This is a genomic window from Microbacterium martis (assembly GCF_047246685.1).
In the GTDB taxonomy this organism is placed as follows: domain Bacteria; phylum Actinomycetota; class Actinomycetes; order Actinomycetales; family Microbacteriaceae; genus Microbacterium.
The window spans coordinates 998,417-1,011,191 of record NZ_JBFOKT010000001.1 but is presented as its reverse complement, the minus strand read 5'-3'; the positions used below and the strand labels follow the sequence as shown (position 1 = coordinate 1,011,191).

The following is a 12,775-nucleotide window of genomic DNA, read 5'->3' as shown; positions in this document are numbered from 1 at the left end:
CGGATGCCGGGGGTCAGGCGGCCGCCGACACCTTCCGCCGATCCGCCTTGCGCGCCTTCCGCGGTCCGCCCAGCAGGCCTCGGATGGCCGTCTCGGGCGAGACCGAGAGGTCGAGCGTGTGACCGCGGGCGTAGAGGCGGAAGACCCGCGGATCGATGTAGCTTCCGCGAGCCACGGCCGTGGTGTTGCCGAGCGCCGTCGCGGCCGCCTGCACCGCGAGACGCTCGGCCCTGTTCCGCTCGGAGCGGGTGTCGAGCGTGCCGATGCGGGCGAGCGCGTCGGCCGCGATGATCGTGCCGTGAAGGGTCCGGAAATCCTTGGCCGAGAACGAAGCGCCGGTGATCCTGCGGAGATAGGCGTTCACCTCCGCCGGCTGCAGACGAACGCGCCGACGCTTGCGGCGGTAGGCGAGCAGGAACGCCTTCGGGGAGCCCGCGGCGAAGTCGGTGAGGGCGTCGGCGAGCGCCTCGTCGGTCACCTCGATCGAGGCGATGCGCCCGCTCTTCGCCGGGAACGACAGGGCGACGGAGCTGCCGTCCACCCGCACATCGCGTCGGCGCAGGGTGGTGAGGCCGCGACTGCCGTGGCGAACGAGGTACCGCTCCGACCCGATGCGGATGGCGGCGTCGTCGAGCAGTCGGAAGGCGATCGCGAGGGCTCGCTCCTTGGTCTGCCCCTCCTGGCGCAGCGCGCGGGTGACCTGCGCCCGCGCGCCCGGGAGGGCGGCGGCGAGCTCGAGCGCCCGGGTGAACTTCTTCTTGTCGCGCGAGGCGCGCCACAGCGGATGGTACAGGTACTGCTTGCGGCCCTCGCCGTCGATCCCCACCGCCTGGATGTGGGCGAGGGGGTCGGCCGCGATCCAGACGTCGGTCCATGCCGGGGGGATGACGAGGTCGCGGATGCGCTCCCGATCGGCCTCGGGCACCGGGTCGTTCGCCTGATCGACGAAACGGAAGCCCGATCCGGACCGCACGCGCCGGAATCCGGGGTCCTCGCCGGGCACCACCCGCGTCACTGCCGCCATGCGTCGTATCCCCTCTGTCGTGCGCGGCTGACGCGGCGTCTGCCGGCAGCTCGTCTCGACGATGCCGAGAGTTCGCGTCTCGAGGAAGGGAGTGGCGCGGGGGTGCCCGGCGTGGTAGCGGCCTCGCGTGGCACGGTCTGGCGTGGCCGGCCGGCGCGACCCGCTCGATTCAGGCGACGCGCCGTCAGCAGCCGCGGAAGCCCTCGTCGGACGACCACCCGGTGTTCGCCCACTCCTCCACGGGAGCGGGAGTGAAGTCCGAGTGCTCGGACGCGATCTCGTCGAGCAGCCACACGGTGTAGCGGGCGGCGCCCTGCGGGCACACGTGGACGCCGTCGCTGCTGCGATCGGCGACGCCGTCGCGTTCCTGCTGGTACTCCTGCCCCCAGACGTCGACCGCGTCGAGCAGGCGGGCCACGCCGTCCGAGGCGTCGGCGACGTCGGCCGCCACTGCCGCGGTGCGCTGCAGCTCGTCGAGGTGCGGCTCGTAGAAGTCGTCGGCTCGGAGCGGCGGGGGCGTGACGAACACCAGTCGGGCGCCGAGGGATGCGACGAGGTCGACGAGTCGCCGGTAGGCCTCTCGCTGCTCGGCCTCGGTCCCCCAGTCGTAGGAGGTGATCTGGTAGACGACCAGACCGGGTTCCGCCTCCGTCAGCTGAGCGGGGAGCTGCTCCCACACCTTTTCGGAGAAAGGTCCGGTGACATTGCCGCCCCCATCGGACGCCAGGGATCGGAAGCGGTTCCCGCTCGCCGCGAAGGCCTCGGTGAGCGGGGCGGACAATCCGACGGAGATCGAGTCGCCGAGGAGCACGACGGGCGAGATGTCGGACTCGCCCGCGGCGCTCGCCGGCGCCGCACTCTCGGGTGCTGCCGATCGCGACGGAGTGCACGCCATCAGGAGGGGAGGAAGGAGCAGGAGGGCGGCGAAACCGCTGAGAGTGCGTGTGATCTTCATGCTTCGAGGCTCGCGCGACGTCGTCGCGGTCCGACCGTCGTCGTGTCGCGAACGTGTCGCAGACCGCTGCCCAGACCGCGGCACGACGCAGGCGTCCGCACATACTGGAAGCATGCCCGATCTCCTGCTCATCGAAGACGACGCGATGATCCGGCGCGGATTCGAGCTCGCACTCGCCCGACACGGGCACACACTGCGTTCCGTGGAGAGTGGCGAGCAGGGTCTCGAGGCCTTCGAGTCCTCCGCGCCCGATCTCGTCGTCCTCGACCTGATGCTGCCGGGGATCGACGGGATCCACGTGTGCCGCCGGATCCGCGAGAAGAGCACGGTCCCGGTGATCGTGATGTCGGCGCGAGGCGACGACTTCGACATCGTCAGCGGCCTCGAAGCCGGCGCGGACGACTACGTGATCAAGCCGGTCCAGCCCACCGTGCTCGATGCGCGAATCCGCGCGGTGCTCCGTCGCAGTCCCCTCTCGGACGAGGGAGTGCGCACCCTCGGCGACCTGCGCATCGACACGACCGCACTCACGGTCACGCTCCGCGGATCGGTGATCGACCTGACGCCCACCGAGCTGCGGTTGCTGCTGGTGCTCTCCCGATCGCCGGCACAGGTGTTCAGCCGGCAGCAGCTGCTGGAGCTCGTCTGGGAGCACGACTACCTGGGCGATTCGCGTCTCGTCGACAACGGAGTGCAGCGGTTGCGGGCGAAGATCGAAGACACCCCGTCCGCTCCCCGCTATGTGCAGACGGTGCGCGGGTTCGGTTATCGGTTCGGGCCTCTGTGAGGGCGGTATCCCGGTTCCGAGGGCTGCGCACGCGATTGGTCTCGACCGTCGTGATCGTGGCCGTCATCGCAGCGGGCGTCGCCGCCTGGACCGCAGCTGCCCCTGGCCGGGAACGCCCTGGTCGAGTCGACCGAGGAGCGTCTGGTCGAGACGACCGCGGCGACGATCGCCGCATCCGCTCCTCAGATCGGTCTCCCTCCCGATCAGCATCCGCTCCTCAGATCGGTCTCCCTCCCGATCAGCCTCAGCTCGACCTGATGCGTCGCCTCGTCGGGCCGCATACGCTGGTGACCTTCGACGGTCGGTCGTCCGCCGGCGGTGAGATCAGCGCACTCGTGAGCATCGGCCTGCGGGCAGCCGTCACCGACCGGCAGCGTCTGATGACGGAGCGCGTGGTCCACCACGGGGTGCCGTGGCTCGTCATCGGCACACCCGTCATGGTCACCACGGTCGACGGCAGCCGCTCCCCGTCGGGCGTCGAGGTCTACACCGCCGTCGATCTGGCGGGGGTGGACCGCGAGGTCGGCGCGTCGATGCGAAGCGCCGCCGTGGTCTCCATGATCTCCCTTCCCGTCGCCGTGGTGCTCGCTCTCCTCACCGCCGGCAGCGTGCTGCGGCCCCTGCGCCGACTGGGCGAGACCACGCGGCGACTGGCCGCCGGAGATCTCGAGGCCCGATCGCAGCCGACCGGCGACGATGAGATCGGGGACCTCACGACTTCGGTGAACGAGATGGCGGACGCGGTGCAGAGGATGCAGGCCGACGCGAGGCGCTTCGCCGCAGATGTCTCGCACGAACTGCGCACGCCTCTCAGCACGCTCACCGCGGTCATGGAGGTGCTGCGCGACTCGGCCGCCCAGACGGACTCCGAGGGGCGCGAATCCGCCGAGCTGGCCGTCGCCGAGACCAGCCGTCTGGTGCGCCTGGTCGAGGATCTGATGGAGGTGTCGCGCTTCGACGCGGGAAGCGCCGAACTTCGTCGGGAGGACGTCGATGTTGTCGAGGCCGTCCGACGGACGCTCGATGCACGCGGCCTGCTCGACGCGGTCCGGATCGTGGCGCCGCACCGGCTGCGCGCGCGCATCGACCGTCGGCGCGTCGATGTGATCGTGGCGAACCTCGTCGGGAATGCGCTGCGACACGGCGGCACCGATGTCGAGGTCACGCTGTCGCATCGAGACGGAGTCATCTCGCTCGAGGTCGCCGACCGCGGCCCGGGCCTGCCCGCCGACGTCCTCCCCCACATCTTCGACCGCTTCTTCAAGGCCGACGCAGCGCGTGCGCGCAGCACCGGCAGCGGCCTCGGACTGGCGCTCGCGCGCGAGAACGCGCGGCTCCACGGCGGTGACATCGCGGCGGGGAACCGTGCCGGGGGCGGCGCCCGCTTCGTGCTGACACTCCCCCAGGATCCGGAGGACGGATGAGGCGATCGATCTTCGCGACGGTGCTCGCCGCGACGCTGCTGGTGACCGGCTGCGGCATCCGGCCGGCAGAGGTGTCGGATGCGGCGCAGGCGCCCACCGGCATGGCTGACGGCCCGTCCCTGTACTTCTACGATCGTGAGGGCGATCTGCGACCCGAGGTGAGAGACACGGGGCGCCTCGGCACCGTCTCCGAAGCACTCGGGTTGCTGCTCACGGGCGCGGGCCAGGCCGACGCGTACAGCACCGCGCTTCCCGACGTCGCCGTCACCCGGGTCGTCGTCGTGCCCGAGGACGGTGCGATCAGGCTGGTCCTGCCGCTGGCGTTCGACGAAGTCACTCCCCGCGGCATCGACCAGCTCGTCTGTACTGCGATCGGCGTCCACGTGCAGAGCGGCGGTACACCGGACACGACCGTGCGGCTCGACTTCACTCAGGCGCCTCCGGGCGCCGACGCGGACCGGTCGTGCCCCGTGATCGATCAGCGCGCCGACCCGAGCTGATCCACGTCGATCACCGGGCCCGCGGGCTGCGGCACGACCACCCAGAACAGGGCGAGGGCGGCCATGAGGAGGATGAGCGCGAGCAGGCCGGAGCGTCCGCGGGCCCAGGTCGCGCGGAATCGCACGCGATCCTCGATGACGCTCCGGCTCGCCAGGGCTGCGACGAACGACACGGCACCGGTGACGAGCGTCAGCGCCCACCCGTCGAGTCGGGGCACGGCCCACGAGAGCACGACGATGACGGGCCAATGCCAGAGGTAGAGGCTGTACGAGAGATCGCCGATCAGCTGCACCGGCGGGAACTCGAGCAGACGGCCGGGCCCGCGGCGCCCGCTCTGGGCGAGCAGGGCGATGAGAAGCGCGGCGACGGCCGAATGCGCCAGCAGTCCTCCGGGGTAGAGCCACGTCGAATCGGTGCCGTCGACCAGCAGCCACGACGCGACGACGACGGAGATCAGGAGCACCAGGGTCACGTCGCGACCCAGATTCCCCATTCGATCCGCCAGAGCGCCGATGCGGCGTCGCACGGGACCGGTGACGGCGACGGCACCGAGCAGCAAGGCGAACGCCCGGGTGTCGGTTCCCGTGTAGGCACGTGTGGGATCGGAAGGGTCGGTGAGCAAAGCCATCGCCAGCACCGAGGCCACCGCGCCGGCTCCGGCGATCACCAGCACCGCGGCATCCGGACGGCGCGTCCACCGCGCGACGACGAACACGACCAGGGGCCAGACCAGGTAGAACTGCTCCTCGACGGCGATGCTCCACAGATGTTCGAACACCCGCACGTCGCCGAAGTCGTCCCAGTAGCTCGCCGATTCGGCGAGCAGGTGCCAGTTGAGCAGGTTGGCCTGGACCCACGGCCCGTCGCCGAGGGCGGTGCGCAGGAGGTCCTTCGCCCCGATGATGCAGACAACCAGGGTGACGACGACCAGCATGAGCACCAGGGCGGGCAGGAGGCGCCGACACCGGCGACCCCAGAACGCGATCAACGCCACGGAACCCGTCTGAGACGCTTCGCGCAGGAGAAGACCGGTGATGAGGTATCCCGACAGCACGAAGAACAGATCGACCCCGAGGAACCCGCCCGCGAGGACGCCGGTGTGGAAGCGCAGCACGCCGAGGAACGCCGCCCCGCGCAGGCCTTGCAACGCCGGGATGCGCCGAGCGGAAGAGGGAGCGTAAAGAGGTGCGGCGGAGCGGAACGAGATCGTCATGACGACGACGATGGTCGTCGTCTGCACGGGTCAGGTGCCCGGCAGGTCGCAGTCCGGTCGCGGGGTCAGCGCCGTGGCAGGGCGAGGACCCGCTCGAACGCGGCATCCGCGGCCGGATCGATGATCTGCCGCTCCGGGTGCGCGTCGTACCACGCGATGATCTCGCGGGCGCCCTCGTCGAACGTGACCGTGGTCCGGAAGTCCGGCACGAGGGCCTTGATCTTGCTGTTGTCGAAGACCATCGAGTGCGTCCGGTCGCCGAGGAGTCCGGCGGCCCAGTCGGGGTGCACGTCCGCGATCGTCTCGGACGCGACATGGACGAGGTCGGGCTCGACGCCGGCGGCACCGCCCATCCAGCTGTAGATCTGGTTCCAGGTGGGCGTGTGGTCGCCGGTGAGGTGGAAGACGTCGCCCACGGCCGCCGGCAGTCCCAGGAGACCGACGAAGCCGACCGCGAAGTCACGCACGTGCGTGATCGCCCACAGACTCGTGCCGTCGCCCTGCACGATCACCGGCTTCCCCGCTCGCATGCGCGCGATGTCGGTCCATCCGCCGAGGGTGGGGACCGACGTCTCGTCGTAGGTGTGGGAGGGGCGCACGATCGTCGCGGGGAACCCGCGGTCGCGGTAGGCGCCGACCAGGAGATCTTCGCAGGCGATCTTGTCGCGCGCGTACGCGGAGTACGGATTGCGCAGCGGCGTCGACTCGGTCACGGGCAGCCGTGACGGCGGCTTCTGATACGCCGAGGCGGAGCTGATGAAGACGTACTGCCCTGTCCGACCCTCGAAGAGCTCCATGCTCGTCCGCACGTGATCGGTCGTGTACGAGAGGAAGTCGGCGACCACGTCGAAGTCGCCGTCTACGGCATCGAGAGCCTCGCGCGTCCCCTCCGCGTCGCGCACGTCCGCCACGATCGATCGCGCGCCGTCGGGCAAGGGTCGGATGCCGGTGCTGCCGCGGTTGAGCACGCTCACGTCGTGCCCCGCCTGGAGCGCCCGGGACACGCATCCGGTGCTGATGACTCCGGTGCCGCCGATGAACAGGATCCGCTTCGTCGTCATCACGCCATTCTGGCATCGACGCGGAGCATCCTCGCGCCGAGAAACGACGAAACCCCCGTCTCAGCGGGGGTTTTCATCTTGCTGGGGTACCTGGACTCGAACCAAGAACAACTGAACCAGAATCAGCCGTGTTGCCAATTACACCATACCCCAAGGGCGAAACCGCGGCCTCGCACCGAGAGTCCAGCCTACCCGAGCGCGGCCCGGAACGCCAAAACGCCGAGCGCGCCGAGACGCCCGGGCGCGTCAGCTCGCGAGGACCTCGGCGAGCCCGCGCAGCCGCCGCAGCGACTCGTCCTTGCCGAGCAGCTCCATCGACTCGAACAGCGGCGGCGACACGCGCCGGCCGGTGATCGCGACGCGCGGCGGGCCGTAGGCGACGCGCGGCTTCAGCTCGAGGTTCTCGACGAGGGCCGTGGCGAGAGCATCCTGGATCTTCTCCGGTGTGAACTCGTCGACGGGCTCGAGCGCCGTGACGCACGCCTGCAGCACCTCGCCGGCGTTCGCCGGGAGACCCTTCAAAGCGTCGGCGTCGTACGACACCTCCTCGGCGAAGAGGAAGCCGACCATTCCCGGGACGTCGCCCAGCAGCTGCACGCGTTCCTGCACCAGCGGCGCGACGCGGAAGGCGGTCACGAGCTGCTCGTGCGACGGCTCGTCGAAGAGGCCCGCCGCGGCGAGGTACGGCACGGTCCGCTCCGCGAAGTCCTTGGTGTCGAGCATCCGGATGTGGTCGCCGTTGATCGACTCGGCCTTCTTCTGATCGAAGCGCGCGGGGTTGGGGTTCACGTTCGTGATGTCGAACGCCTCCGTGAACTCGTCGAGCGAGAACACGTCGCGATCGGGCCCGATCGACCACCCGAGCAGAGCGAGGTAGTTCAGGAGTCCCTCGTGGATGAACCCGCGCTCGCGGTGCAGGAACAGGTCGGCCTGAGGATCGCGCTTCGACAGCTTCTTGGTGCCGGTCTCCCCCAGCACCAGCGGCATGTGCGCGAAGCGCGGCACGAAGGTCGTCACCCCGGCGTCGATGAGCGCCGCGTACAGCGAGAGCTGACGGGCCGTCGACGGCATGAGGTCTTCGCCGCGCAGCACATGGGTGATGCCCATGAGGGCATCGTCGACGGGGTTGACGAACGTGTACAGCGGGATGCCGTTGGGGCGCACCACCACGAAGTCGGGGAACGACCCTGCCGGGAACGTCACCTCGCCGCGGATGAGATCGACATAAGTGAGGTCTTCGTCGGGCACGCGCAGTCGCAGCGCGGGCTGGCGGCCCTCGGCCCGGAACGCGGCCTTCTGCTCGTCGGTGAGGTCGCGGTCGAAGTTGTCGTAGCCCAGCTGCTTCGCGCGGCCGTTGGCCTCGTTGCGGGCGTCGATCTCCTCCGCCGTCGAATAGCTCTCGTACAGCGCGCCCGTGGCGAGCAGCCTGTCGATGACGCCGCGGTAGATGTCGTGGCGCTCCGATTGGCGGTAGGGGGCGTGCGGACCGCCGACCTCGACGCCCTCATCCCAGTCGATCTCGAGCCAGGTCAGCGCGTCGAGCAGCTGACGGTAGCTCTCCTCGCTGTCGCGCGCGGCGTCGGTGTCTTCGATGCGGAACACCAGCTTGCCGCCGTTGTGGCGCGCGTAGGCCCAGTTGAACAGGGCGGTACGCACGAGACCGACGTGGGGCAGACCGGTCGGCGACGGGCAGAAACGGACGCGGACGTCGGCACCACTGGCGGTCGTGGTCTGAGGATGAGGGGTAGCCATAGCCCTTCGATTCTAGGCCGCACGGCCGACCGCGACCGCCGCCGTGTGCTCGAGCGCCAACGCGCCGTCGGCCTCGTACTCGGCGCACACCGCATCGAAGGCGCGGCCGAATCGGCGTCGTTCCTCCGCATCGAGTCCGAGGTAGAACTGACCGGCGGATGCCACGCCACCCTCGGCGGACCTCCAGAGCCGGTCGGCGTCGATCCTCCACGTCCAGGTCGACTCCGAGACCTCCACGTCCTCCCAGTCGCCCTCCGTCAGCATGCGACGGAATCCGTCACCCGTACGAGCGAAGTCCTTGTCCGGATGGATCCGCTGCTCGGACCCCGGACCGACACCCGCGCGTTCGCGCACGTCGCGCCAGAACCACGAGGGAGACACCGTCCAGCAGCTCGCGGCGAGCAGTCCTCTCGGTGCGACCACCTCAGCCATCCCTCGGGCACTGAGACGCGGGTCATCGACATGGTTGAGGACAAAGTTCGCCGTCGCGACCTCGAACGAGCCCGGCGCGAACGGGAGCGCCGGGAGTCCGCCGTCGACGACCGGCAGATCGGGGTGACGGTGCGCCGAGACGGCGCGCATCGTCGGCTCCGGTTCGCAGCCCGACGCCTGCCACCCGGCATCCGCAAGACGCGCCGCGAGATCTCCCGTGCCCGATCCGACGTCGATGAGGCGCCGCCCGGCGGGATCGCCGAGCAGGTCGATCAGGACGTCGACCGTGCCGGCACAGAGCTCCGCGTACGATTCCGCGTACGCGCCGCCGACCCCCGTCCACGACTTCACGCGCGCATCCGCCCGAACGGCGACAGCAGCACCACGGCGAGCACCAGCACGGATGCCGCCACGCCGAGTCCCGCGTACTGGAAGTTCGACAGCACGACGCCGGCGAGCACCGACCCGGCCGCAGCCGACAGGCTCATGAGGGAGTCGCTTCGTCCCTGCCGGCGGGTGCGGACGTCGGGCGCGGACGCCTCGGTGAGCAGAGCGGCTCCCGCGACCGTCGCCGCGCTCCACCCCAGGCCCAGCAGGATCAGCGCGACGACGACCCCCGCGGGCTCGTTCCCCGCGAAGACCGCGAAGGCGAGGGCGCCCGCGAGCAGCGCCTGACCGAGCAGCACGACGCGCAGCCGCCCCCAGCGGTCGGCCAGCACGCCGAACACCGGCGACAGGGCGTACATCCCGCCCACGTGCAAGGCGATGGTCACCCCGACCAACGCCGAGACGTCGGCGGGTGTGGGAGCCATGCCGTGCGCGCCGTGCGCCATGTGTGACAGGTGCACGGGCGTCATTGCCATGACCGACGCCATGACCACGTGCGAGCCGGCGACCGCGAAGATCGCATAGCGCGCGACGCGCGGGCGGTCGACGACGACGAGGCCCGTCGCCGCGGCGGCCGCACGGGCGAGCCGCTGGGCGGCCAGCAGCGGATCAGGCCGCAGCGCGATGAGATACAGCGCGAGCGCCGCGCACTGCGCGACGAACGAGAACGCGTAGGACCCCGTCTGCGGCGGCATCCCGATCGCCTGCCCGACGATCTCCCCCGGCGCGAGGAGCAGCGGCCCGGCTACGCCGCCGATCGTCGTCGACCAGACGACGATCGAGAGGTCCCTGCCTCGGTGCTCGGCCGCGGCGAGATCGGTCGCGGCGAAGCGCGACTGCAGATTGCCCGCGTTGCCCGCCCCGATCAGGAGGATGCCGGCCAGCAGCAGCGGGAACACCCGGACCGACGCCGCGAGGATGACCACGGTGATGCCGATCAGGGCGAACAGATTGCCGAGGGTGAGGGCGCGACGGCGACCGACCCGCCCGGCGAGGCGGGCGAGCGGGATGGCGCACACGGCCGCCCCCATCGTGACCGATGCGGTGGCCAGACCCGACAGCGCATCGCTGCCGGAGATGTCCGCCGCGAGCAGCGCACCCAACGAGACCGTCGCACCGAAGGCGATCCCTCCGAGCACCTGCCCCAGGGAGAGCACCACCACGGTGCGCCGCTGGACCGCCGCCTGCTGCGCCGCCGTGAGGGCGACGTCGGTCATGACCCGGCTGCGTCGCGCGCGGTGTTGCGGAGGATTCCGAGTCCGGAGATCTCGACCTCGACGACGTCACCGGCGACGAACTCGCCGACACCCGCCGGGGTGCCCGTCATGATGACGTCACCGGGGAGCAGCGTGAAGACCGCCGAGGCGTACTCGATGATCGCGGGCACGGAGTGGATCATGTCGGTGAGAGGGGCCTGCTGGCGCACCTCGCCGTTCACGCGCGTCTCGATCGTCGCCGTCGCCGGGTCGAAGTCGGTCTCGATGACCGGTCCGAGCGGGCAGAACGTGTCGAAGCCCTTCGCCCGCGACCACTGACCGTCTTTGCGCTGGAGGTCGCGCGCGGTGACGTCATTGCCGATCGTGTATCCGAGCACGTGATCGAGCGCGTTCTCGGCCTTCACGTTCTTGGTGATCTTGCCGATCACCGCCACGAGCTCGCCCTCGTACTCGGTGCGATCCGACAGCGCGGGGCGCACGATCGCGTCGCCCGGGCCGATGACCGCCGTGTTCGGCTTGAGGAAGAGCAGAGGCTCCTCGGGCGCCACTCCCCCCATCTCCGCCGCGTGGTCGTGATAGTTCTTGCCGACGCAGACGACCTTCGAACGTGGGATGACCGGCGCGAGGAGCGCGGCATCCGCGAGCGGCACCCGCGCACCGGTCGTCTCGTATCCGGAGAACATCGGGTCGCCGGCGAGGACGACGAGATCGGTCCCGTCGATGATCCCGTACATGATGGCGTCGTCGTGGCTGAACCGGGCGATCTTCATGCGTCCAGCTTAGCCAGCCGCCTCTGTCGCCTCCATCCGTCGAGACCCCGCCCAAGCGTCGACACCCCGCGCTGCTGACGTCAGTAGGGCGGGGTCTCGGCGGGAAGGCGGGGTCTCGGCGCAGAAGAGAAGAAGAGAGTCAGGCGTCGAGACGCAGCAGCCAGCCGTGCCGGTCCTCGCGTCGGCCGTACTGGATGTCGGTGAGCTCCTCGCGCAGCGACAGCGCGAGCTCGCCCTGCGGCTGCGGCTCGTCGAAGTCCTCGCCCACCAGGGCGCCGATCGGCGTGACGACCGCGGCGGTGCCGCACGCGAACACCTCGACGATGTCACCGGATGCCACGCCCTCGCGCCACTCGTCGATCGAGATCGGACGCTTCTCGACCGTGTAGCCGCGGTCTGCGGCGAGCTGCAGCAGCGAGTCGCGCGTGATCCCCTCGAGGATGCTGTCCGACTCCGGGGTGACCACGCGGCCGTCCTTGAACACGAAGACGATGTTCATGCCGCCGAGTTCCTCGACGTTGCGGTCGTCATCGATGAACACGACCTGATCGCAGCCCTTCTCGTACGCCAGCGTCTGCGGGAGCAGGCTCGAGGCGTAGTTGCCGCCGGTCTTGGCCTTCCCGGTTCCGCCGCGACCCGCGCGAGCATGGTCCACGGAGAGCCAGATACGCACGGGCTTGACACCCCCGGCGAAGTAGGCGCCGGCAGGGCTGGCGATCACGTAGTAGGCGACCTTCTGCGCCGCACGCACGCCCAGGAAGGCCTCCTTCGCGAACATGAACGGCCGCAGGTAGAGGCTCTGGTCGTCGCCGGACGGCACCCAGTGTCCGTCGATGGCGACGAGCTCGCGCAGGGACTGGATGAAGTACTCCGTCGGGAGCTCCGGCAGCGCCATGCGCCGAGCGCTCGCCTGCATGCGAGCCGCGTTACGGTCGGGGCGGAAGGTGTGGATCGAGCCGTCGGCGTGGCGATACGCCTTGATGCCCTCGAAGATCTCCTGCCCGTAGTGCAGGACCGATGCCGCGGGGTCGAGCGGGATGGGTCCGTACGGCTGCACGCGCGCGCGGTGCCAGCCGCCCTTGGCCGACCAGCAGATGTCGACCATGTGATCGGTGAAGGCGACGCCGAATCCGGGGTTCTCGTGCACCTCCGCGACTCGGCCGGGAGCGGCCGCCGTGAGATTCTTCGTCACGGCGAACTCGAGCGGAGGCACGGTGGCCGTCTCGTCGATGGTCGTCATCTCGTCATCCAT

At 70.1% G+C, this 12,775-nt stretch carries 12 protein-coding genes and 1 tRNA gene; 3 read left to right on the top strand and 10 right to left on the bottom strand.

What is annotated here, in order from left to right; translation table 11 throughout:
- Window positions 1-13: 13 nt before the first annotated feature.
- On the bottom strand, window positions 14-1,024 hold the full coding sequence (locus AB3M90_RS04810; protein WP_412950286.1) for a DNA topoisomerase IB: 1,011 nt from the start codon (window positions 1,022-1,024) through the stop codon (window positions 14-16).
- Between the two features lie 184 nt (window positions 1,025-1,208).
- Complete coding sequence (locus AB3M90_RS04805) at window positions 1,209-1,979, bottom strand: SGNH/GDSL hydrolase family protein (protein WP_412950284.1); 771 nt, start codon at window positions 1,977-1,979, stop codon at window positions 1,209-1,211.
- Between the two features lie 112 nt (window positions 1,980-2,091).
- On the opposite strand from AB3M90_RS04805, the gene AB3M90_RS04800 reads away from it, so the two are divergent.
- The 3 genes from AB3M90_RS04800 (at window position 2,092) to AB3M90_RS04790 (ending at window position 4,690) form a co-directional block, all read left to right on the top strand.
- A complete protein-coding gene (locus AB3M90_RS04800; protein WP_412950282.1) occupies window positions 2,092-2,766 on the top strand; it encodes a response regulator in 675 nt (224 codons plus the stop codon).
- Between the two features lie 257 nt (window positions 2,767-3,023).
- Window positions 3,024-4,190, top strand: coding sequence for an ATP-binding protein (locus tag AB3M90_RS04795; RefSeq protein ID WP_412950281.1), 1,167 nt, complete (start codon window positions 3,024-3,026; stop codon window positions 4,188-4,190).
- Window positions 4,187-4,690 carry a hypothetical protein gene (locus tag AB3M90_RS04790; RefSeq protein ID WP_412950280.1) on the top strand — a complete coding sequence of 168 codons (504 nt, stop codon included), beginning with the start codon at window positions 4,187-4,189 and terminating at the stop codon, window positions 4,688-4,690. The genes AB3M90_RS04795 and AB3M90_RS04790 overlap by 4 nt, the downstream gene beginning before the upstream one ends.
- On the opposite strand, the gene AB3M90_RS04785 is transcribed toward AB3M90_RS04790, so the two are convergent.
- The 8 genes from AB3M90_RS04785 to AB3M90_RS04750 all read right to left on the bottom strand — a co-directional run bounded on the left by AB3M90_RS04785 (window position 4,669) and on the right by AB3M90_RS04750 (window position 12,763).
- Window positions 4,669-5,904, bottom strand: coding sequence for an acyltransferase family protein (locus AB3M90_RS04785; RefSeq protein ID WP_412950279.1), 1,236 nt, complete (start codon window positions 5,902-5,904; stop codon window positions 4,669-4,671). The genes AB3M90_RS04790 and AB3M90_RS04785 overlap by 22 nt on opposite strands.
- A 65-nt stretch (window positions 5,905-5,969) precedes the next feature.
- Window positions 5,970-6,965 (bottom strand): NAD-dependent epimerase/dehydratase family protein, encoded by a 996-nt coding sequence (locus AB3M90_RS04780; protein ID WP_412950278.1) that lies wholly within the window; start codon window positions 6,963-6,965, stop codon window positions 5,970-5,972.
- A gap of 81 nt (window positions 6,966-7,046) precedes the next feature.
- Window positions 7,047-7,118: transfer RNA gene (locus AB3M90_RS04775), tRNA-Gln, on the bottom strand.
- A 93-nt stretch (window positions 7,119-7,211) separates the two neighbouring features.
- Complete coding sequence (gene gltX, locus AB3M90_RS04770) at window positions 7,212-8,717, bottom strand: glutamate--tRNA ligase (RefSeq protein WP_412950277.1); 1,506 nt, start codon at window positions 8,715-8,717, stop codon at window positions 7,212-7,214.
- Between the two features lie 12 nt (window positions 8,718-8,729).
- Window positions 8,730-9,500, bottom strand: coding sequence for a class I SAM-dependent methyltransferase (locus tag AB3M90_RS04765; protein WP_412950276.1), 771 nt, complete (start codon window positions 9,498-9,500; stop codon window positions 8,730-8,732).
- Window positions 9,497-10,753 (bottom strand): MFS transporter, encoded by a 1,257-nt coding sequence (locus tag AB3M90_RS04760; protein WP_412950275.1) that lies wholly within the window; start codon window positions 10,751-10,753, stop codon window positions 9,497-9,499. Before AB3M90_RS04760 ends, AB3M90_RS04765 begins: the two co-directional genes overlap by 4 nt.
- Window positions 10,750-11,523: a fumarylacetoacetate hydrolase family protein gene (locus AB3M90_RS04755; RefSeq protein WP_412950274.1), complete on the bottom strand. Its 774-nt coding sequence runs from the start codon at window positions 11,521-11,523 to the stop codon at window positions 10,750-10,752. The genes AB3M90_RS04760 and AB3M90_RS04755 overlap by 4 nt, the downstream gene beginning before the upstream one ends.
- Before the next feature lie 139 nt (window positions 11,524-11,662).
- On the bottom strand, window positions 11,663-12,763 hold the full coding sequence (locus AB3M90_RS04750) for a branched-chain amino acid aminotransferase (protein WP_412950273.1): 1,101 nt from the start codon (window positions 12,761-12,763) through the stop codon (window positions 11,663-11,665).
- Between the last annotated feature and the right edge of the window lie 12 nt (window positions 12,764-12,775).

What these genes read in the sequence shown, in the direction of transcription:
- AB3M90_RS04750 (WP_412950273.1), bottom strand. Translation starts at nt 12,763, where the DNA reads ATGACGACCATCGACGAGACGGCCACCGTGCCTCCGCTCGAGTTCGCC.
- AB3M90_RS04755 (WP_412950274.1), bottom strand. Translation starts at nt 11,523, where the DNA reads ATGAAGATCGCCCGGTTCAGCCACGACGACGCCATCATGTACGGGATC.
- gltX (WP_412950277.1), bottom strand. Translation starts at nt 8,717, where the DNA reads ATGGCTACCCCTCATCCTCAGACCACGACCGCCAGTGGTGCCGACGTC.
- AB3M90_RS04790 (WP_412950280.1), top strand. Translation starts at nt 4,187, where the DNA reads ATGAGGCGATCGATCTTCGCGACGGTGCTCGCCGCGACGCTGCTGGTG.
- AB3M90_RS04805 (WP_412950284.1), bottom strand. Translation starts at nt 1,979, where the DNA reads ATGAAGATCACACGCACTCTCAGCGGTTTCGCCGCCCTCCTGCTCCTT.
- AB3M90_RS04800 (WP_412950282.1), top strand. Translation starts at nt 2,092, where the DNA reads ATGCCCGATCTCCTGCTCATCGAAGACGACGCGATGATCCGGCGCGGA.
- AB3M90_RS04785 (WP_412950279.1), bottom strand. Translation starts at nt 5,904, where the DNA reads ATGACGATCTCGTTCCGCTCCGCCGCACCTCTTTACGCTCCCTCTTCC.
- AB3M90_RS04760 (WP_412950275.1), bottom strand. Translation starts at nt 10,753, where the DNA reads ATGACCGACGTCGCCCTCACGGCGGCGCAGCAGGCGGCGGTCCAGCGG.
- AB3M90_RS04795 (WP_412950281.1), top strand. Translation starts at nt 3,024, where the DNA reads ATGCGTCGCCTCGTCGGGCCGCATACGCTGGTGACCTTCGACGGTCGG.
- AB3M90_RS04780 (WP_412950278.1), bottom strand. Translation starts at nt 6,965, where the DNA reads ATGACGACGAAGCGGATCCTGTTCATCGGCGGCACCGGAGTCATCAGC.
- AB3M90_RS04810 (WP_412950286.1), bottom strand. Translation starts at nt 1,024, where the DNA reads ATGGCGGCAGTGACGCGGGTGGTGCCCGGCGAGGACCCCGGATTCCGG.